This window comes from Blautia caecimuris, from assembly GCF_024622975.1.
In the GTDB taxonomy this organism is placed as follows: Bacteria; Bacillota; Clostridia; order Lachnospirales; family Lachnospiraceae; genus Blautia_A; species Blautia_A caecimuris.
Genome location: NZ_JANJZT010000005.1, coordinates 85,917 through 107,350 on the forward strand (window position 1 = coordinate 85,917; position 21,434 = coordinate 107,350).

A 21,434-nucleotide genomic window follows, 5' to 3' on the forward strand; every position below is an offset into this window, starting at 1 on the left:
CTCCTATTAAACTCTCTTTACTGCGCCAAATTTACAGGATTCCTCACACTTGCCGCACTTGATACATACAGCAGGATCAATCTTATGCTGCTGTTTTTTCTCGCCGCTGATGGCGCCAACCGGGCAGTGTCTTGCACAGGCTGTACAGCCCTTGCAGTCCTCTGTAATCTCGTAGTGAATAAGAGCCTTACAGGATTTTGCAGTACATTTATGATTGTAAATATGATCCTCATATTCATTGCGGAAATATTTCAGAGTGGTGAGTACCGGGTTCGGAGCAGTCTGTCCAAGTCCGCACATAGCGCCGTCCTTGATCTTTCCTGCAAGCTCTTCCAGAAGCTCGATATCTCCGTCTTTTCCTTCGCCCTTTGTGATTCTCTCAAGAATCTCAAGCATTCTCTTGGTACCGATACGGCAGTAGTTACATTTACCACAGGATTCTTTCTTGGTAAAGTCAAGGAAGAAACGTGCCATATCTACCATACAGGTATCCTCGTCCATTACGATCATACCGCCGGAACCAACGATAGCGCCTGTCTTATTGATATCTTCATAAGTAACAGGAGTATCAATAAGATCTGCAGGAATACATCCGCCGGAAGGACCGCCCATCTGAACAGCCTTGAATTCTTTGTCGTTTTTGATTCCGCCGCCGATGTTGTAAATAACTTCTTTCAGGGTCATTCCCATAGGAACCTCAACAAGACCGCCCTTCTTGATTTTTCCTGCAAGAGCAAATACCTTGGAGCCCTTGGATTTTTCAGCACCTCTGTCAGCAAAGGCCTGTCCGCCATTGGCAATGATCCATGCAACGTTTGCATAGGTTTCTACGTTATTGATGTTGGTCGGAAGCTTCCAGTATCCCTTTGCAGCCGGGAACGGAGGTTTCAGTCTTGGCATACCTCTCTCACCTTCAAGAGAAGCAATAAGAGCAGTCTCCTCACCGCATACAAATGCGCCTGCGCCTGCTTTGATACGGATATCAAAATCAAAGCCTGTTCCAAACAGATTTTTGCCCAGATAACCCTTTTCTCTTGCCTGTGCCATGGCGATCTCAAGACGTGCGATTGCCAGTGGATACTCAGCACGACAGTAAATGATACCCTCTGTAGCGCCTGCAGCAAAACCGCCGATGATCATACCTTCCAGCAGGGAGTGAGGATCGCCTTCCAGAACGGAACGGTCCATGAATGCACCCGGGTCACCCTCGTCTGCATTACATACCATATATTTCTGCGCGCCTTTATTGGATTTGATCGCATTCCATTTAAACCATGTAGGGAAACCGGCGCCGCCGCGTCCGCGAAGTCCGGAAACCTTGATTTCCTCAATAACTTCATCCGGAGTCATGGAAGTGATAACTTTGCGTGCAGCTTCATAGCCGCCTACCGCTATGTACTCATCAATTTTTTCCGGATTGATCTGACCGCAGTTGCGGAGAACGATTCTCTGCTGCTGGGAAAGGAACGCCTCATCCTCTGCCGGAATCACGTATTCCTCTACCGGCTTTCCGCCAATCAGATGCTCCTCTACGATTTTTTCTACTTTATCTGTAGTACATTTGACATATCTTGCTTCCAGAGCGCCTTCGTCATTATACACATCAACGATAGGCTCCAGATAGCAGGTACCGATACATCCTGTTTTATCAATAACAACATTTGTAAGATTTTTTTCTGCTACGATACGCTGGAACTCATCAGAGGTCTTCTTAGCTCCGGTAGCAATACCACAGCTGCCTTGTCCTACAACAACTTTCATATTTCTACCTCCTATGCGTTCTTTGCTTTATAATCGTCAAGAATCTTCTTAACAGAAGATTTTGTCAGGTTTCCGAATGTTTCCTCACCGTCTGCTGATTTTACCATCATAACCGGCGCAAGAGAACAGCAGCCAAGACAGGCTACGTTATTTAATGTAAACAGACCATCTTCGGTTGTCTCTCCGTCCTTGATTCCAAGATGTTCACAGACAGCTTCCTCGATCATGTCAGAACCATTTACATGACAGGCTGTACCTTTACAGAGCATGATCAGATACTTTCCGATCGGCTGTAAACGGAACTGTGCATAGAATGTAGCCACACCGTAAATTTTAGCAGGCATGATCCCTGTTCTTTCTGCGATATAATTGATCGCATCCATAGAAAGATACCCGTAGATATCCTGGGTCTGCTGAAGAATGGTGATCAGGCTTCCCGGCACCTTTGCATATTTTTCAAGCACCGGAGCCAACTCAGCGAAATCCGCGTTTCCGCTGTTCTGACATCCACACGTATTGCTCATATGATTTGTCCCTCCTGTAGAAATTATTTTAAACATCACTACTTATTCTCTAGCATTATATCACAAAAGGAGGGACAGTCAAAGGAAAAAGTGCATGATTTTTCATAAATTGTTAATAATGTGACTAACTTTTTCATGAAATTACATTTTTTTCTCAGCTTTCTGAAGGTCAATTAGTTCATACAGTTTGGCAAGAGCCTCTTTCATTCCTCCCACTTCATCGATCAGTCCTTCTTTTACAGCCTCCCTGCCTTCCAGCATGGTTCCCACATCTTTTACCAGCTGTGTGGTATCCAGCATTAGCTCTTCCAAGCGCTTCTGAGAAATGTGGGAATGAGAAGCAATAAATCCCGTGATCCGGTCCTGAATTTTTTCCATATTCCGATAGGTCTGTGCAACACCGATAAACATCCCACTGGAACGCACCGGATGAATCACCATGGTAGCGCTTGGCACAACAAAGGAATAGTCGGCCGATACGGCCATGGGAACACCAATGGAATGACCGCCTCCAAGAACAAGAGAAACGGTAGGAATACTTAAAGATGCGATCATCTCCGCAATGGCAAGCCCTGCTTCCACATCGCCGCCTACCGTATTTAAAAGAATCAAAAGGCCGTCCACATCTTCATCATCCTCCACCAGAGCCAGCTTTGGAAGTACATGCTCATATTTGGTGGTTTTACTCTGAGAAGGCGCTGACTCATGGCCTTCCACCTCACCGATAATCGTAAGAAGCTCCACATGATGTTTTCGTGGATTTCTATCCAGAGTCACCTGTCCCATTTCCTTTATCTGCTCATTTTTTCTGTCCTGATTTTCCAGTTTTTCCTGCTCATATCCAGTATCCTCTGGTTTTGTCTCTGCGTTTTTCTGTGATTTCCCATTCTCATCTGCTCCGGAAATCATTTTTTCCATTGGATGCTGTTCTTCTTTTATATTCTCCTGGTTCAGAAATTTTTCCTCTGCGTATCCATTCTCTTTTCCCTCATACTCTGACAGAACCTTCTGATCATAATTCATTTGCTGCCGTTTTCCTTTTTCGGACATGCAATCCTCCATTCCGCCGCCTTTTATCCGGCGGCACAAATAATATAAAAAACAATTCACACTTCCACAGTTTCATGGTACAATAAATTTAGTTTTTGATGCTGCAGTATTAACTGTGATCATCTCCGCCCGTCTATTCATTTACAGAAATGCCCCTCTGCTCAGGCGAACTATATTTCACCAGTTCGTTTATTACCTGATTCTGTTTTAGCTTTGCAATCCCATCTTAAATCTGCTTCTTTCCCGGCAACACCCCTGAAAAACCATCATTCATGAAACTATTATGTGTAAAACATGAATTTTTATTCTTTGTTATAAATGATCATATTCGAAAAAGCACACGAACTAATTTGTCTTTGTGGAATGCGCATATAGAGTTTAGTATTTCTTTTTATGTCCATATATTCCGAATTTTATTGTACAAAATTCAATATTTTCTTATTATATATTTCTTTATTGATGCCGGATCATACATAGTTCAGCGCTGCCTTCTGCAGGGAAATGGATGTTACCTGATATTTTTATCTGTAATGCAGTCAGACCAATATGTATGTTTCTGTTTTCAGCTTCAGCAGAACCTGACCAGTTGTATGGTAACGCATAGTCAGAACGTCCTTATGGCTATCGAAAGTAATTTATCATCTTTTATTTTTTCACTTGATTTATGTATCTGTACCATGATAATTCAATAGACTTTACACTCTTAAGGTGGTATAATGACCCTACTGAATGGATGTATGTAAACAGGAAGGATGATGCAATATGTTAGACCAGAAAGACTTGGAGCTTCTTCAAAATTTAATGCAGGAAGTTGTAAAAGAATCAGAACAGAATATTCTTAACAGCGTGGATAAAAAGATTGCTGCTTCTGAGCAGAATGTCATTTCTACCGTGGATAAAAAGATCGCTGCTTCTGAACGGAATGTTATTTCTAGCGTAGACAAGAAGATCGCTGCTTCCGAACGGAATGTTATTTCTAGCGTAGACAAGAAGATCGCTGCTTCCGAACGGAAGATTCTTTCTGTCATGGATGAGAAACTATCCCGATCAGAAAATATGATTCTTAATGAGCTGGACAGAGTACAGGCACATCTTGAAGGAGATTTGGAAAAAGTACAGAAAAATCTGGAAGAACTGAAACAGTTTTACAAAATTGATAAGTTGGAAACAGATAATACTTCGCTGCTTCTGAAAATGTACAATGACATGCAAAAAGAAATTGCAGAGATTAAGACTAAAATAGCATAAAACACAATCGCCGAAAGGGTGTAAAGCCTACTGAGTTATCAGGCGGTCCATTTGCATCTGTATAAATCCATATGTCCACTCACAAAATACAGAACACTCTTTACCATAAAAACAGACCATCTAAACAATCAGTATAGCATCACCGAAAGCCATTTTGTTATAAAAAGCATCATCATTTTTAAGATAAAACAGCCCTCATCTCCCTTATTTTAAAGGGTCTGAGGGCTGTTCTCAATTATTCATCCCAGTTGTGCCATACGTCAGTGACGTCATCGTCCTCATCAAGAAGATCAAGTGTTTTCTGAAGGTTTTTGATATCTTTTTCGTCTGTAAGCTCCACATAGGTCTGAGGAACCATAGCCACCTGTGCCTCCAGCATAGGAACTCCGGCAGCTTCCAGAGCCTCTCTAACTGCACTGAAATCATCCGGTGCTGTGATCACTTCAAAGCTTTCCTCTTCCTCACTGAAATCCTCAGCACCTGCATCAAGGGCAACCATCATCAGCTCATCTGCATCCATCTCGCACTCTTCCTTGTCAATGATGATCTGTCCTTTCTGATCAAACATAAAGGAAACGCAGCCCTGTGTTCCGATGCTTCCGTAGCCTTTTGTAAAAGCATTTCTTACATTGCTGGCAGTACGGTTTTTATTGTCTGTAAGAGTTTCTACGATAATGGCAACACCGTTGGGACCATAGCCTTCGTATGTAGCACGCTCATAGTTGTCTGCCGCCTCTGCACCTGCTGCTTTTTTGATACCGCGCTCAATGGTATCATTTGGCATATTATTTGCTTTTGCTTTTGCAATAACATCGCGAAGCTTGCTGTTATTGTTGGGATCCGGTCCTCCGGCTTTGACAGCCATAACGATCTCTCGTCCGATCACAGTAAAGATTTTACCTTTTTTGGCGTCGTTTTTCTCCTTTTTATGCTTTATGTTTGCGAATTTTGAATGTCCTGACATAACTCACTTTCTCCTTTTGTGTTCTTGTCATTTATTTTTTCGGCCCGCACCTTTCCTATTGTCCTGTTTCCAAGAGACAGGATCTTAAAGCGGTAACCGTTTGCAACAATCTCATGGTCCAGATCTTCCTCTGTGGGAATATGCCCCAGAAGCTCTGTGAGAAGCCCGTTCAGCGTCGTTACCTCAACCTCTCCAAAACTGATCCCCAGCTCCTCCTCAACATCCTCCAGCTCTGCAAAACCATCAATCAGAACGCTGTTATCTGTCTGAGTCCGGATAGCAATATCCTCGTCCTCATCATATTCATCAAGGATCTCTCCCACGATTTCCTCCAGAATATCTTCCATTGTGATCACTCCTGCAGTCTGACCGTACTCATCTACCACAACTGCCATATGTGCCTGTTTTACCTGCATAGTACGGAAAATATTGCTGATGCTTCCCGTTTCCGGCACAAAATCTGCTTTTCGGATCAGTCCCGGAAGCTCTCTTAGAGGCTTGAATCTTGCCCAGGAATTCTGGGTCATAAATTTAAGAGCGTCTTTATAATGGATCAGTCCTCTGATATTGTCCATATCATCCTCATAGACCGGATATCTGGAATTTCCTTCTTCCAGCATCTCATCTATGACGTCTTTCAGGAATCTTTCCTGGTCAAAAGCCACCACTCCGGTTCTGTGTGTCATAATATCACCGGCCTTGATATCATTAAAAGAAATGATATTCTGAATCATCTCTGCTTCATTTTTCTCTATGACGCCCTGTTCATGAGCCTCATCCACAATGGAAATGATCTCCTCCTCTGTAACCGCTTCCTGCTGTTCCCCAAGCGCTACTCCAAAAACACCGGCAGTAATACGCGCAAGCCAGGTAACTGTCAGAGTAAAAGGCCACATTATCGTTACCACTATGCTGACAAGCCGCACATAACGGAACGCATACTGTCTGGAGCGGTAATCTCCGATCCTTCGGAGCATCAAAATGCCAAAAGAGGCAAGAAGAACAACACAGAGAATCGAAATCAGTACCAAAGCCGGAAACTGATCTATGTAACGATGTGAGATCCGCGCCAGAAGAGGCACCAGAAAAACACCGATAAAGATTCCTGAAGCTGTTACGATCAGAGGAATGGCATTGACATATCTTACCGGTTCATCAATAAGCCTTTTCAGTAATCCGGCTTTTTTGTTTCCTTCCTCTGCCATTTTCTGTATTTCGCTCTGATTCAGATTTCTGACTGCTGCTGCAAAGCCATAAAGGATTCCGTTCAGCAAAATCAGTATCACTAGAACAATAAGCCCCGCCAGGGGCGATCGACTGCCGTCGTCCATTTTGTATTTCCTTTCTTAACTCGCTGTACATACAGTGTATTTCCCCGGAAATTACCTGTGAATCAGCATAATTACTGCTAAAATATAGCACTTTCCCTGCCGTTCGTCAAGAATTCCCGTCCAAAAAGTATCTTTCTTAAAAGCATCTTTTGCCCTGCCCAGGCAGAAAAAGGATCAGAAGCTCAGTTCCAGGCTAATCTCCAGCGCACGATTCACACGGTCAAGCATACACTGATCCAGGTGACACACCTTATCCTTCAGCCGCCGTTTATCAATGGTCCTTAACTGCTCCAGAAGGATCACGGAATCTTTTTCGATCCCGTAGGCAGAAGCATCAATTTCAATATGTGTAGGAAGCTTCGCCTTATTCATTTTTGATGTGATGGCTGCGCAGATCACAGTTGGGCTGTGCCGGTTTCCCACATCGTTCTGTATGATCAGAACAGGACGGATCCCGCCCTGCTCGCTTCCTACCACAGGTCTTAAATCTGCATAAAAAATATCCCCTCTTTTTATTACCACACAATTCACACTCCGATTCTGTTTTCTCTACTAATCAGTATTTCCAGTTTTTTCTTGTGTATACATGCGTGGTATTTCCAGTTTCTGCCGCCTTTACCTATTCAAAAAAGGTCAGCTCACCCCATTTCTTTCCGTTCTTTATATAAATTCTTGGTACCCGTTTTCCAATATCACAGGCAAATTCATAAGAAAACCTTCCTGATAAGTCTCCAAGAGTTTCCAGACTGAGAACCTCATCTCCGTCCTTTCCTACAAGTGTCACCTCGTCACCTGTGTGAACCTCAGGAATCTCTGTTACATCTACCATAAACTGATCCATACAGATCCGCCCGATCACAGGAGCCTTTTTTCCATGGATCAGGACCCATCCTTTGTTGGAAAGACTTCTGGGATATCCGTCTGCATAGCCTACAGGTATGGTGGCAACCTTCATGTTTTTTTGTGCAGTAAAGGTTCCTCCATAACTGACCGAAGCCCCTGCTTTCAGTTCCTTGACATAACTGACATGGCTTTTCAGCTCCATAGCAGGCAGAAGCCTTACAATATCCCGTTCCACCTCATCAGAAGGATAAATTCCATAAATGGTGATTCCGGCACGGACGGCATCCATGTTTGCTTTTGGCATACGGATAATTCCTGCGCTGTTGGAACAGTGCTGTACAGGAATTCTGATTCCACTTTCATGAAGCAGTCTCTCAAAGGTCACGTAACGTTCCAGCTGTTTTTCAGCAGGAGAGATATCTGTTTCGTCTGCTCTGGCAAAGTGGGTGAACAGTCCCTCCACCTCTACATTGGAAAGTTCTGTGATCTTCTTAATTTCCTGAACGCTTTCTGTGGTATCAGAAAATCCAATCCTGCTCATTCCTGTGTCAAGTCCAATATGGATATGTACTGTTTTTCCCTGACGGACAGCCTCCTCTGACAGCTTTTCTGCCATGGAGTATTCGCTGACAGTCAGCCGGATCTCCTGCTCCACCATATCAGGAAAATATTCCTCAAATACGATTCCCAGAATCAATATTGGCTTTGTTACCCCAAAGGCACGAAGCTGAAGAGCCTCCTCTGCGGTAGCCACTGCAAATCCCCAGATATAACTGTATCCGTGGATCAGACGGGCAATGGCTTCTGCTCCGTGGCCATATCCGTCCGCCTTGATCACAGCAATGATTTTTGTGCCCTTTGCGATATTTTTTTTCATTTCTCCAAAATTATGCGCAATAGCATCCAGGGATACTACTGCTTTGATTCTGTCATATCTCCTCATGTCTTCCTCCGTACTTCAATACCTCCGGAATTGTCAGGAGCAGATCTCCCGCCTTCATTCCATACATTCCCTTGTTCTCAGCTGCCAGATCGCCTGCTCTTCCGTGGATAAAAACTCCCAGCGCTGCGATCTCTGTCATTTCACCAACTGAAAGCGCCTCTCCTCTGTACATACAGAGCATTCCGGCAAGAACCCCTGCAAGTACATCTCCGCTTCCGGCTGTTGCCATTCCGGCATTTCCGGAAAGATTATACCATACTGTGCCATCGGAACCGGTCGTTACAGTACAGGCATCCTTCAGTACACAGACAGAGCCCGAAGCTCTGGCATATTCCAGTGCCGAGGCTTCCCGGCTGTCCTGCAGCTCTCCAATGCTTTTTCCGGTAAGCCGGCTCATCTCTCCCATATGGGGAGTCAGAATCACATGACTGCCCAGAAGGTTTTTCCAGGACGGATTTTCTGCCAGAAGGTTCAGACCGTCTGCATCAAGCACCACTTTTTTTCCGGATAAAGCTTTTTCCAGAAACCAGTGCACCTTAAACCGTGTTTTTTCCGAAATTCCAAGTCCCGGTCCCATCAGGATCACATCACACCAGTCAAAGGCATTCTGATAGGCCGCCTCTCCTTTTCCACAATCAATAATGGCTTCCGGAAGCAGGCTCTGCAAAGGAATACGGTTACTTTCATCGGTAAGAATACGTACCATTCCCGCACCGCCGGCAAATGCTGCCGCTGCGCAGAAATAGGCGGCGCCGCACATTCCCGGGCTTCCTGCCACTGCAAGAACCTTTCCGAAGGTGGACTTGTTTCCTTCTGGTGTTCTTCTGGGAATCTTTTTGGTATCTTCCACTTCCAGAATTCTCTTTTTCTCAAAAACACCAGACTCTCCGTAAACGCCAATATCGGCCAGAACCGTCCTTCCGGCATTTTTTCTGCCCGGATAAAGGCACAGTCCCGCCTTCAGAAATCCAAAGGTCACGGTAAGATCCGCCTCAAAAGCAGCACCCATCACTGCGCCGGTATCTCCGTTCACCCCGGATGGAATATCAACAGCTACTTTCCAGGCAGTCATCCGGTTCATGGTTTCTATCAGTTCTTTATATTTTCCCATAACAGGACGGGCCAGTCCCACACCGAAAACAGCGTCTACTATAGTAGTATATTCACGCCACTGCGGGTTATTCACAACCGGAACATGATAATTTGATGCAATGGAAAGCTGGCGCGCGGTTTCATGGGTAAAAGAGGAATGATTTCCTGCCACATAAATCTCAGCCTGATATCCATGAAGAAAAAGGATCCGGGCAATGGCAATTCCGTCTCCTCCGTTATTTCCGCTTCCACAGACACAGAGAATCTTCTCTTCTGTGTTATTTTTATGAAACACCTTTTCCATTTCTTCCACAGTTTTCAGAGCAGCCCGTTCCATAAGAACACAGGAAGGAATGCCTCTCTTTTCAATCGTATACGCATCCAGCTGCTTCATTCTCTCACAGCTTACCACTTCTTTCATCTGATCCCCTCCTTTTTGTATCTGTCTGCTTTATATCTTTTTACATCAAAAGGCTGTCAGCCCGGAATAGGGTGACAGCCTGCTGAGATGGGCTAATTTTCATGTTCCTGACGGTACTGGCTAAGATTGTAAGAAAGCCGCATAAGGCTCTCGGAAAGATGTACATTCTCTACGATCACATCATCAGGAGTATCCAGATCAATATGCGCAAAATTCCAGATTGCCTTGATTCCGTTCTCAATCAGAATATTTGCCATATCTCCGGCCTTATTTTTCGGAAGCGTAAGGATTGCGATCTCAATCTGATTTTCCTTCAGGAAAAACGGAAGATCACTGATCATCTGAATCTCAATTCCCCGCACTGCGATCCCTTCCAGTACAGGATTGATGTCAAAAATGCCCATCAGCTTAAATCCGCGTTTTTCAAAATCCACATAGTTTGCCAGCGCCTGTCCAAGATTACCGGCACCCACGATGATCATGGGATGAACCGTATCTAACCCCAGAATTTTGCCGATCTCTGTGTACAGATACTTCACATTATATCCGTATCCCTGCTGTCCGAATCCGCCGAAATTATTCAGGTCCTGACGGATCTGAGACGCTGTCACATGCATTTTTTTGCTGAGGTCATTGGAAGAAATACGCTCCACATTTTCTTCCAGCAGTTCTCCAAGATATCTGTAATAACGCGGCAGCCTTTTTATCACTGCTTTTGAAATTTGTTTTGCCTCCACGGGATGATCCTCCTTCTGATTTCCTATTAATTATAACGAAATGTTATTTTAATGTCAAATAAAGTTTTTTCACTTCGCAAAAACTTTTTGGTCTTTACAAAATCATTGTAAAAGCCTTATAATCTTACAGTACGTATTAAGATAATTAAGGCAATTTGCGGAGGAACAACAATGATTTTAGCATGTCAGGGCATCTGTAAATCCTTTGGCGAAAAAGAGATTTTAAAAGATGCCTCTTTTCACATAGAAGAGCGGGAAAAAGTCGCTCTGATCGGTAATAACGGCGCAGGAAAAACCACTTTGCTGCGCATTATTATGGAAGAGTTTTCTGCTGATTCCGGAAACGTGATACTGGCAAAAGATAAACGTATGGGATATCTGGCTCAGTATCAGGATATTTACGGACAGCGCACCATTTACGAAGAGCTTCTTACAACCAAACAGCACATCCTTGATATGGAAGAACGTATGCGCTCCATTGAACTGGAAATGAAGCATGTACAGGGCGAAGAGCTGGAGCAGCTTATGAACACCTATACCAGACTTACCCATGAATTTGAGCTGGAAAACGGCTACGCATACAAAAGCGAGCTTACCGGCATACTGAAGGGTCTGGGATTTGGGGAAGAAGACTTTGAAAAGCCGATTGAAACTCTTTCCGGAGGCCAGAAAACAAGGGTAACTCTTGGCAAGCTTCTGATCTCCAGGCCGGATATCCTTCTTCTTGACGAGCCTACCAACCATCTGGACATGGAAAGTATTGCCTGGCTGGAAACCTATCTTCTGAATTATCCGGGAGCTGTTTTTATTGTTTCCCATGACCGTTATTTTCTTGACAAGGTAGTGACTAAGGTAGTAGAAATCGAAGCCGGTCAGGTGATTTCTTTCCAGGGCAACTACTCTTCTTATGCAGAAAAAAAGGCGCAGCTGAGAGACGCTCAGTATAAGGCATACCTGAATCAGCAGCGGGAAATCAAACATCAGGAAGCTGTGATCGTTAAATTAAAGTCCTTTAACCGTGAAAAATCAATCCGCAGAGCTGAAAGCCGTGAGAAAATGCTGGATAAGATCCAGAGACTTGACAAGCCGGTGGAAATCCAGACTCATATGCGTCTTTCTCTGGAGCCAAGAACCGTAAGCGGAAATGACGTTCTTACTGTAGAGGAACTGTCCAAAAGCTTCCCCGGCCAGACACTGTTTACAAATATCTCCTTTCAGATAAAAAGAGGTGAGCGGATTGCGCTGATCGGAAATAACGGGACAGGAAAGACTACCATGCTGAAGATTCTTAACAGCATCCTTCCTGCAGACTCCGGAAGCTTTTCCCTGGGCTCCAAGGTTCAGATCGGCTACTATGATCAGGAGCATCATGTGCTTCATTCAGAAAAAACTATTTTTCAGGAAATTTCGGATTCCTATCCCACACTGACGGAAACAGAGATCCGAAACATGCTTGCCGCCTTTCTTTTTACCGGAGATGATGTTTTTAAAGAAATTTCTTCTCTTTCAGGTGGAGAAAGAGGAAGAGTCTCTCTTGCCAAGCTGATGCTTTCAGAAGCCAATTTCCTGATCCTGGACGAGCCCACTAACCATCTGGATATTGCTTCCAAGGAAATTCTGGAGGAAGCTTTAAACAGCTACAGCGGAACCGTCCTCTATGTTTCTCATGACCGTTATTTTATTAATCAGACTGCTACAAGGATTCTTGACCTGACCCATCAGGCGATTGTGAATTATATTGGTGACTACGATTATTATCTGGAGAAAAAAGAGGAGCTGACGGAAAAATATGCGCCTGCCCCGTCTGATCCTGCTGAAACCAGAGCACCGGAAACAGATAACTCTGACAGCAAGCTTTCCTGGCAGCAGCAAAAGGAAGAACAGGCCCGCAGGCGAAAACTGGAAAACGAACTGAAAAAAACAGAAGCCAGAATCGAAGAGCTGGAAAAAAGAGATAAAGAAATCGATGAAACTCTGGTGCTTCCGGATGTGTGCACCAATGTGGCGCGCTGTACTGAATTAAGCCGCGAAAAAGAGGCGGTTCTGAAGGAACTGGAAGAATTATATGAAAAATGGGAATCCCTCGCCTGAGGTTTTCCCATTTTTGCTGTCCGAAACCGCTGTTCATATGGTCCAAAACAATTCCTGTTATTTTGATTTTTGTACGGTTACTTCATAATACGATCCAGTGACTCCCGCACGGCCAGAATAAAATCTCTGCTGGAAAGCACCTTTGGATGCTTAATGGTTGTGATCATGGCAAGATCCTTTGTCATCTTTCCTGCCTCAATCGTAGAAAGAGTTGCTTTTTCCAGTTTATCCGCAAACTCAGTCAGAGCTTTATTTCCATCCAGCTCTCCCCTTTTCCTGAGCGCACCTGTCCATGCAAAAATTGTTGCCACTGAGTTGGTAGAGGTCTCTTTTCCTTCCAGATGTCTGTAATAATGTCTCTGTACGGTTCCGTGAGCAGCCTCATATTCATAGTATCCGTCCGGAGAAACAAGAACAGAAGTCATCATGGCAAGAGAACCAAAGGCAGAAGAAACCATATCGCTCATAACGTCTCCGTCATAGTTTTTGCAGGCCCAGATAAAGCCGCCCTCCGCTTTCATCACGCGGGCAACCACATCGTCAATCAGGCTGTAGAAATATGTCAGTCCTGCCGCATCAAATTTCGCCTTAAATTCCTCTGTAAATATCTTCTGGAAAATTTCCTTGAATTTGCCGTCATAGGTTTTGGAAATAGTATCCTTTGCCCCGAACCACACATCCTGATTTGTATCAAGAGCATAGTTAAAGCAGCTTCTTGCAAAGCTTTCGATGGACGCTTCCATATTGTGCATTCCCATGGCAACTCCCGGGGACTTGAATTCCTGTACAAGAGAACGTTTCTCTTCCCCGTTCTCAGAAGTATATACCAGTTCCACCTTTCCAGGTTTTTCTACATAAAATTCTGTGTTTTTATATATGTCACCGTATGCATGACGGGCAATGGTAATTGGTTTTTTCCAGTTACGTACACAGGGTTCGATTCCTTTTACAACAATGGGAGCCCGGAATACCGTTCCGTCAAGAATAGCGCGGATGGTTCCATTAGGGCTTTTGTACATTTTTTTCAGATCATATTCCTTCATTCGGGCATGATTTGGAGTAATCGTAGCGCATTTTACTGCAACACCGTATTTTTTTGTGGCATTGGCAGCATCTACGGTTACCTGATCGTCTGTTTCGTTCCGGCAGGCAAGCCCGAGATCATAATATTCCGTATTCAGATCCACATAGGGAAGCAGAAGTTCCTCTTTGATCATTTTCCAGAGAATACGGGTCATCTCATCTCCGTCCATTTCTACCAGGGGTGTTGTCATTTTAATCTTATCCATGTATTTTATCTCCTCTCCGGTTGAAGCATGTTCTGTTTAGTATTGTACAAAAAAACTCCTCTTCCGTCAACGCTGATGCTTTCACTTCATAAAATATTTATGATTCTGCCCCTCTTTCGTCTACAGTTCCAGAAACCGTTCCAGGTTAAATCTGCCCCATCCCTGCTGGTTTCTGGGAAATCCCATATCATCTGCACTGTCCTTCAGCATCATTTTAATCTCCACATTGGTAAGAAGGGGATCTTTTTCAAGCGCCAGAGCAACGGCCCCTGAAACAAAGGGCGTAGACATGGAGGTTCCGCTTTTCATCCGGTACCCGCCCTTTGATGAACAGGAAATGATCCGGTTTCCGGGAGCTACAAGATCCGGCTTACATATACATTCAAACGTAGGGCCTCTTCCGGAAACTCCTTCCGTTCCCACAAGCATGTCACTGGAACCTACGGTAATGATCTTTCTGCTGCTTCCCGGCGCTGTAATGCTCCCTGGCAGCGGTCCCTGATTTCCTGCCGCTGCCACGACCACCAGCCCCCGATCCCATAATTTCTCCACTCCCTGTATCAGGCTGTTATGTTCTTTTCCGTTTTTACAGGTGGTTCCCACAGAAATATTCACAACACGGATATGGTATTTTTGCATATGACGGATGATCCAGTCAAAGGCGCACAATACATCTTCTTTGTTTCCGTTCCCAAACCGGTCCAGAACCTTCAGCCCGATGATCCCGCATCCAGGAGCCACTCCCCTGTATTTTCCCCCGGAGGCTGTTCCGTCTCCACAGAGAATTCCGGTTACATGAGTTCCATGCCCATTATCATCATAAGGAGTCTGTTTATGTGAAATAAAATCAGAAAAAGCACAGATTCTGTTTCCAAAATCCGGATGCGGAGAAATGCCTGTATCCAGAATTGCCACACCGATGCCCTTTCCGGTATAATTCATCATTTTCATGAATATACTCCAAAAAAGAAGATTTATTTTAATGTATTCAGTCTGAGAATTATTTGCGAATTTTATAGAATATGAATATTTTTCATAGATTTGCCAATACTGTAAACCATCGGAATAACTTAAGTATGGATCACAGATTGCAGCCGCCAGGATACTGACCGCCCTGATGAAACCCGCTGCATAAAAAGGAGGATTTTCATGGCGTTTATTTTATTTCTGATCATATTTTTCTGTCTGCAGTCCTTTGTCCTGTTCTGCTGTGTAGCTGCGGGAAATGACCCGGCTTCCCAGCTGATCTCAGATCAGGAACAGATGGACTATATCAGAACCTGGATGGAAAATCACCAAATGTAAAAAGCCTAAAAAACAAACCGCAGGGAGACATTCCGTAAATCTCCTTCTGCGGTTTCTTACATAATCTATGACGAATCAGAGACTTGCTCTGATCACCTTAGGCTTGCAGCCCGCGTCTTCCAGAGCCTTTACAATCTGATTTTTATGATCGGTTCCAAAGGCCTCCATAGTTACTTTCAGCTCTACGGCCGCATTACGGTTGGTGGTAACAAACTGGTTATGGTCAAGCTTAATAACATTGCCCTGATTCTGAGCTATGATGCTTGCCACACGTACCAGCTCTCCTGCTTTATCCGGAATCAGTACAGAAACTGTAAAAATACGGTCTCTCTGGATCAGTCCGTGCTGGACTACAGAGGACATGGTAATTACATCCATATTTCCTCCGCTTAAAATAGACACTACTTTTTTTCCGGTAAAGTCCAGATGGCGAAGAGCCGCCACAGTCAGAAGTCCGGAGTTTTCTACGATCATTTTATGATTTTCAACCATATCCAGAAAAGCCATGATCAGCTCATCATCTTCAATGGTAATGATGCTGTCCAGATTTTCCTGAAGATACGGGAAGATATGCTCGCCCGGAGTCTGCACTGCAGTACCGTCCGCTATGGTATTTACATGAGGAAGGGTTACAACTTCTCCTTTTTCCAGAGACGCTTTCATACAGGCTGCTCCTGCCGGCTCTACTCCGATCACCCTGATATGAGGATTCAGAAGCTTCGCAAGAGTGGAAACACCGGTAGCCAGACCGCCGCCGCCAATAGGCACAAGAATATAGTCTACAAGAGGAAGCTCCTGGACGATCTCCATGGCAATGGTACCCTGTCCGGTGGCAACTGCCGGATCATCAAAGGGATGGATAAACGTATAGCCTTCCTTTTCTGCCAGCTCCAGAGCATAAGCGCAGGCTTCATCATAGACATCGCCCTTCAGGATCACCTCTGCGCCATAGCTTTTTGTCCGTTCCACCTTAATAAGAGGCGTTGTGGTAGGCATTACGATGACCGCCTTTACCCCGAATTTGTGAGCAGCATAGGCAACACCCTGAGCGTGATTTCCGGCTGAAGCAGTGATCAGTCCTTTTTCTCTTTCCTCATCTGACAGCGTGCTGATCTTATAATAGGCTCCCCGCACTTTGTAAGCGCCTGTCCTCTGCATGTTCTCCGGCTTCAGAAAAACTCTGTTTCCGGTTAGCTCGGAAAAATAACTGCTTTTGATCAGCTTTGTCTCCTGGGTTACTTTTTTTACAATCTCTGAGGCTTCCTCAAAATTCTCCAGTGTAAGCATATTCATTTTCTCCTTCCCGTATTCTTAATCTTCTTTTTCGTTTACATCAAACAATGCATTTACAAAAGTATCTGCATCAAACTTCTGAAGATCGTCAATAGTTTCTCCCACTCCAATATATTTTACCGGGATATCAAGCTCTGACTGGATCGCAACTGCAATTCCGCCTTTGGCTGTACCGTCAAGCTTAGTCAGAATGATTCCTGTTACATTGGCAACCTCTGCAAACTGCTTTGCCTGAGTAAGAGCATTCTGTCCGGTGGTTCCGTCAAGTACAACCAGAGTTTCAAGATAAGCTTCCGGATACTCCCGCTCCAGAATACGGTAGATCTTTCTCAGCTCTTCCATCAGATTTTTCTTGTTATGAAGGCGGCCTGCTGTATCGCAGAGAAGCACGTCTGCGTTTCGGGCCTTTGCTGCAGCTACTGCGTCATAGACAACAGAGGCCGGATCCGCTCCTGACTGTCCGCCGATAATCTCCACGCCGGCGCGGTCTGCCCACTGGGAAAGCTGCTCTCCGGCAGCTGCACGGAAGGTATCTGCTGCCGCCAGAATCACCTTTTTCCCTTCATCCTTTAATTTTCCTGCCAGCTTGCCTACAGAAGTGGTTTTTCCTACTCCGTTGACGCCAATCATTAAAATTACAGATTTACGGTTTTCAAACTCATATTCTGTGCTGTCTACCCTCATCTGATCTTTGATGCTGTCGATCAGAAGCTGCTTGCATTCCATCGGGTTTTTGATATGCTTTTCCGCAACCTGTTTCTTCAGATTTTCCAGAATTGCAGAGGTGGCGTTGATGCCGATATCCCCCATTACAAGAATCTCTTCCAGCTCTTCATAAAAGTCCTCGTCTATACTGGAATATCCGCTGAAAATGGAGTCAAACCCCGCTACAATATTATCTCTTGTTTTTGCCAGTCCGCTGACAAGCCGTTTAAAAAAGCCCTTTTTTTCTTCAGCCATACTCATGCCTCCTTTTATTTGCTCAGCTGATTTTCTACAAGATCCACAGAAACCAGTGTTGACACACCCTTTTCCTGCATGGTGATACCATAAAGCCTGTCTGCTGCGTTCATGGTTCCACGCCTGTGTGTAATTATAATAAACTGTGTATTTTTCGTCAACTTCTGAAGATACGAAGCAAAACGTCCTACATTGGAATCATCCAGAGCCGCCTCAATCTCATCCAGCAGACAGAACGGAGACGGTTTCAGATTCTGGATAGCAAAAAGAAGGGCTATGGCAGTCAGAGCCTTCTCTCCGCCGGAAAGCTGCATCATATTCTGCAGTTTTTTGCCCGGTGGCTGGGAAATGATCTTAATCCCTGCTTCCAGAATATCCTCATCTTCAGCAAGCTCCAGAGTTCCTTTTCCTCCGCCGAACAGTTCCTTAAAGGCCTTATCAAACTCTCTCTGGATATCATGAAATTTTTCTGCAAACTGTCTGCGCATTCCTTCATCCAGCTCCTGGATAATACTTTCCAGAGTTTTTTCTGCCTGTACCAGATCCTCATACTGTCCGGAAAGGAAGGTATGTCTTTCCAGAAGGTTTTTATATTCTTCAATGGCATTGACATTTACAGAACCAAGTCTGCGGATCTCATCCTTGATCCTGGAAATATTTTTTTTCATTTCCTGTCTGTCATTAAGCTCCTCTTTTCTGTGGGAAAGAGCGCTGTTTGGAGTGATCTCATATTCCTCCCACATATAGGAGATCTGACTTTCCCTCTGCTCTTCCACCTTTTCCTCCTGGCTTTTCAGGCGGAAACACTCCTTATCAAGAAGAGAGGTTCTTTCTGATAGCTGATCCCGCTTTTCAAAAAATGCCTTGTGGCTTGTATTTCTCTCTTCCTTCTGCTGCTGTTTCTCTTCCTTCTGTTCCTGAAGTTCCTGATCCAGCTTTTCACAGGCCTCCACCGCGTTTTTCAGATTCTGGATTCCCTCATGCTTATGCTTTGTCTCTTCTTCACTTTTCTTGAGATTTTCTTCAAGCTCACGGCTTTCTCTCTGAAAGCTTTCCATCTCTCCTAAAAGACGGATCATGTTTTCCTGAAGGAAGTGTTCTTTCTGAGACAGAGAGGATTCTTCCAGACGAAGCTCCTCCAGCTCCTTTGTTTTGGATGCTTCCTCAGCCTTCCATTCCTCCAGTTCTTTCTGTTTGGTTTCAATAAAGGTTTCCAGTTCCTTCTCATCCCTCTGAGAAGCCTCCAGTTCCTTTGCAATGCTGGAATGATCTGCCCTGATCTCCACTGCCTGACGGCGCAGCTCTTCCTTTTCTCTGTCGATCTGGCCGTAGCTTTTCTGAATATCAGCTTCCTTTTCTTCCAGCTGCTTCAGATTCATTCCGGCTGTATTCTGTTCCACATACTGCTGTCTTAGTTTTTCCTGGAAATCCGCAATCGCATCTCTCAGAACATTTCTCCTGCTGCGATTATCTCCGATTTCCTTCTGAAGCTCCTGAAGCTCTTTTTTCAAAAGCTCCACGCTGCGCTCCAGCTCCTCGATCTCTCGTCTTCGTCCAAGGAGATTACTGTTATTTTTAAAGGCTCCACCTGTCATGGAACCGCCGGGATTTAAGGATTCTCCTTCAATGGTAACCATACGGAGGCTGTGCCTGTATTTTTTTCCAATAGCAATGGCATGATCAATATGATCCACTACCAGAACCCGTCCCAGAAGGTACTGTACCAGCCCGCTGTACTGAGCTTCTGCCTGAACCAGCGTATCTGCTGTTCCGATCACGCCTTCTTCTCTCAGCACTTCTCTTTGAGAAATACCGCCTCTTCCGCTCATATTAGACAAAGGAAGAAAGGTAGCCCGGCCAAAGCGGTTTTTCTTCAGAAATCCAATCATCCTTTTAGCTGTCTGTTCATTATCTGTGACAATGTTCTGAATGCTTCCTCCAAGAGCAGTCTCAATGGCAATCTCGTAATCTTTTTGTACATGGATGATGTCTGCCACTACTCCGTGGATTCCCGGTTCTCTGCTTTTCTGTTCCATTACGCGGCGAATACTGTTTCCGTATCCGTCATACCGCTCTGTAAGATTTTTTAAAGATTCCAGGCGGGAGGACTCTCTGTGATAGGCTGCCTGGCCGTTCTCCATCTGTCTGCTCTGATCCTTCAGTTTTTCCTGAAGCTTCTGAACCTCACCATCCAGACGCACACACTCTTCATTCATAGAAGCGATGGTATGGGTCACGCTGTCATATCTGGACTGCGCTTTGCTCTTTTCAGATACAAGAGACTCCTCTTCTGTTTTTAAACGAAGGATGCGCTGGCTGACAGCAGCCTTACGGATATCCAGCTGCTCCATCATTGCGTCGAAACGCTGGGCCTTTCCTTTGGTGGTGGCACGGCTGTTCAGGATTTCAATAATCTCATTTTTTCCTTCTTCTACAGCTGAGGTACATGCTGCCACTTCAGCCTGAATGGTTTCCAGCCGATTGTTTTCTTCTTTCAGGCGGTTCCGCTGCTCTCTCAGTTTTTCATGAAGAGCTTCCTTTTCCTGTGTAAGAGTTTCTTTTTCCTTTTCACGTTTTTCCAGTTCTTCCTTCAAAACGCCCAGACGGTTCCGGTAATGATCACTGTTCTGCCGTCCTGCATGGATCTGCTCTTCCAGAATCTGGATCTGGCTTTCATACTGCTGTCTGGAAAGAGCATTCTGCTGCTGCTTTTCCTTCAGCTCTTCAAGTCTTGTATTCAGAGTCTCCAGTTCCTGTTCCAGACGCTCATATTCTACCTTTGTCTGCTCATACGCCTCTTTTGTCTCAGAAAGCTCTTCCTGTGCTCTTTCTGACTTTTCTGCCAGCTCTTTCAGAATATGCCCTGTTTCCTCATAATCCAGAAGAAAAAGATTTACATCCAGATCACGAAGCTCTTCTCTTTTTGTAAGATAGATCTTTGCTGTTTCCGACTGCTTTTCCAGAGGTTCCAGCTGCCTGGTCAGCTCGGTCAGAATATCTGTCACACGTACAAGATTCTGGCGTTCTTCCTCCAGCTTCTTGATCGTAGTATTTTTTCTCCGTTTAAACTTTACAATTCCCGCAGCCTCGTCAAAAAGCTCCCGTCGTTCCTCCGGCTTTCCACTCAGGATTTTATCAATCTGCCCCTGACCGATAATAGAGTAACCCTCCTTACCGATACCGGTATCATAGAACATTTCCTGAATATCTTTCAGACGGCAGTGGCTTCCATTGATCAGATATTCACTTTCTCCGGAACGGTACAGCCGTCTGGTAACCGTAACTTCATTAAAATCCACCGGAAGCTTATGGTCGCTGTTATCCAGGGTAATGGCAACTGAAGCAAAGCTTAAAGGTTTGCGGAGCTCTGTTCCGGAAAAAATAACATCCTGCATATTTCCGCCGCGGAGCTGTTTGGCACTCTGTTCGCCCAGCACCCAGCGGACCGCATCGCCTACATTACTTTTTCCACTGCCATTCGGTCCTACAATACCTGTGATTCCATTATGAAATTCAAAATTGATCTTCTGGGCAAAGGATTTGAATCCGTGTACCTCTATGTTTTTTAAATACATATTTCAC

Annotated in this window: 17 protein-coding genes and 1 pseudogene; 4 read left to right on the forward strand and 14 right to left on the reverse strand. The window is 44.7% G+C overall.

Annotation, left to right across the window (positions count from 1 at the left end):
• Positions 1–6: 6 nt before the first annotated feature.
• From NSA57_RS05020 to NSA57_RS05030, 3 genes are all read right to left on the reverse strand, one after another.
• On the reverse strand, positions 7–1,761 hold the full coding sequence (locus NSA57_RS05020) for an NADH-ubiquinone oxidoreductase-F iron-sulfur binding region domain-containing protein (protein WP_138270284.1): 1,755 nt from the start codon (positions 1,759–1,761) through the stop codon (positions 7–9).
• Between the two features lie 11 nt (positions 1,762–1,772).
• The gene (nuoE, locus tag NSA57_RS05025; RefSeq protein WP_022067677.1) at positions 1,773–2,285 is read right to left on the reverse strand and encodes an NADH-quinone oxidoreductase subunit NuoE; all 513 of its coding nucleotides are present in this window, start codon (positions 2,283–2,285) and stop codon (positions 1,773–1,775) included.
• Between the two features lie 141 nt (positions 2,286–2,426).
• Positions 2,427–3,071, reverse strand: coding sequence for a ClpP family protease (locus NSA57_RS05030; RefSeq protein ID WP_306814044.1), 645 nt, complete (start codon positions 3,069–3,071; stop codon positions 2,427–2,429).
• Between the two features lie 1,026 nt (positions 3,072–4,097).
• Here NSA57_RS05030 and NSA57_RS05035 point away from each other — a divergent pair.
• On the forward strand, positions 4,098–4,583 hold the full coding sequence (locus NSA57_RS05035) for a hypothetical protein (protein WP_173752156.1): 486 nt from the start codon (positions 4,098–4,100) through the stop codon (positions 4,581–4,583).
• A 235-nt stretch (positions 4,584–4,818) separates the two neighbouring features.
• On the opposite strand, the gene NSA57_RS05040 is transcribed toward NSA57_RS05035, so the two are convergent.
• The 6 genes from NSA57_RS05040 to NSA57_RS05065 all read right to left on the reverse strand — a co-directional run bounded on the left by NSA57_RS05040 (position 4,819) and on the right by NSA57_RS05065 (position 10,914).
• Positions 4,819–5,547, reverse strand: a complete 729-nt coding sequence (locus tag NSA57_RS05040; RefSeq protein ID WP_022067674.1) for a YebC/PmpR family DNA-binding transcriptional regulator — start codon at positions 5,545–5,547, stop codon at positions 4,819–4,821.
• Positions 5,517–6,878: a hemolysin family protein gene (locus NSA57_RS05045; RefSeq protein ID WP_257464195.1), complete on the reverse strand. Its 1,362-nt coding sequence runs from the start codon at positions 6,876–6,878 to the stop codon at positions 5,517–5,519. The genes NSA57_RS05040 and NSA57_RS05045 overlap by 31 nt, the downstream gene beginning before the upstream one ends.
• A gap of 174 nt (positions 6,879–7,052) precedes the next feature.
• Complete coding sequence (locus tag NSA57_RS05050) at positions 7,053–7,400, reverse strand: type II toxin-antitoxin system PemK/MazF family toxin (protein ID WP_257464196.1); 348 nt, start codon at positions 7,398–7,400, stop codon at positions 7,053–7,055.
• A 97-nt stretch (positions 7,401–7,497) separates the two neighbouring features.
• Entirely contained in the window at positions 7,498–8,664 is a 1,167-nt protein-coding gene (gene alr / locus NSA57_RS05055; RefSeq protein WP_257464197.1) for an alanine racemase, read from the reverse strand.
• Positions 8,651–10,177, reverse strand: a complete 1,527-nt coding sequence (locus tag NSA57_RS05060) for an NAD(P)H-hydrate dehydratase (RefSeq protein ID WP_257464198.1) — start codon at positions 10,175–10,177, stop codon at positions 8,651–8,653. Before NSA57_RS05060 ends, alr begins: the two co-directional genes overlap by 14 nt.
• 92 nt (positions 10,178–10,269) lie before the next feature.
• Complete coding sequence (locus NSA57_RS05065; protein ID WP_022067669.1) at positions 10,270–10,914, reverse strand: redox-sensing transcriptional repressor Rex; 645 nt, start codon at positions 10,912–10,914, stop codon at positions 10,270–10,272.
• A gap of 225 nt (positions 10,915–11,139) precedes the next feature.
• On the opposite strand from NSA57_RS05065, the pseudogene abc-f reads away from it, so the two are divergent.
• Both abc-f and NSA57_RS19925 read left to right on the forward strand, forming a co-directional pair.
• A pseudogene (abc-f, locus tag NSA57_RS05070) lies at positions 11,140–12,585 on the forward strand (ribosomal protection-like ABC-F family protein); the annotation flags it as partial.
• A 57-nt stretch (positions 12,586–12,642) separates the two neighbouring features.
• Entirely contained in the window at positions 12,643–13,005 is a 363-nt protein-coding gene (locus tag NSA57_RS19925; RefSeq protein ID WP_408611619.1) for an ABC transporter C-terminal domain-containing protein, read from the forward strand.
• A 77-nt stretch (positions 13,006–13,082) separates the two neighbouring features.
• On the opposite strand, the gene NSA57_RS05075 is transcribed toward NSA57_RS19925, so the two are convergent.
• Positions 13,083–14,294, reverse strand: coding sequence for an NADP-dependent isocitrate dehydrogenase (locus NSA57_RS05075; RefSeq protein ID WP_147598933.1), 1,212 nt, complete (start codon positions 14,292–14,294; stop codon positions 13,083–13,085).
• A gap of 120 nt (positions 14,295–14,414) precedes the next feature.
• Entirely contained in the window at positions 14,415–15,245 is an 831-nt protein-coding gene (locus tag NSA57_RS05080) for a S8 family peptidase (protein ID WP_022067666.1), read from the reverse strand.
• A gap of 198 nt (positions 15,246–15,443) precedes the next feature.
• On the opposite strand from NSA57_RS05080, the gene NSA57_RS05085 reads away from it, so the two are divergent.
• Positions 15,444–15,599, forward strand: coding sequence for a hypothetical protein (locus NSA57_RS05085; RefSeq protein ID WP_173752159.1), 156 nt, complete (start codon positions 15,444–15,446; stop codon positions 15,597–15,599).
• A gap of 75 nt (positions 15,600–15,674) precedes the next feature.
• Here NSA57_RS05085 and ilvA read toward each other — a convergent pair whose 3' ends face one another.
• From ilvA to smc, 3 genes are read right to left on the reverse strand one after another with little or no spacing between them, the layout of a single operon-like run.
• The gene (gene ilvA, locus NSA57_RS05090) at positions 15,675–16,886 is read right to left on the reverse strand and encodes a threonine ammonia-lyase (protein ID WP_022067664.1); all 1,212 of its coding nucleotides are present in this window, start codon (positions 16,884–16,886) and stop codon (positions 15,675–15,677) included.
• Positions 16,887–16,910: 24 nt separating this feature from the next.
• On the reverse strand, positions 16,911–17,852 hold the full coding sequence (gene ftsY, locus NSA57_RS05095; protein WP_207719320.1) for a signal recognition particle-docking protein FtsY: 942 nt from the start codon (positions 17,850–17,852) through the stop codon (positions 16,911–16,913).
• A 14-nt stretch (positions 17,853–17,866) separates the two neighbouring features.
• Entirely contained in the window at positions 17,867–21,427 is a 3,561-nt protein-coding gene (gene smc / locus NSA57_RS05100) for a chromosome segregation protein SMC (RefSeq protein WP_257464200.1), read from the reverse strand.
• Between the last annotated feature and the right edge of the window lie 7 nt (positions 21,428–21,434).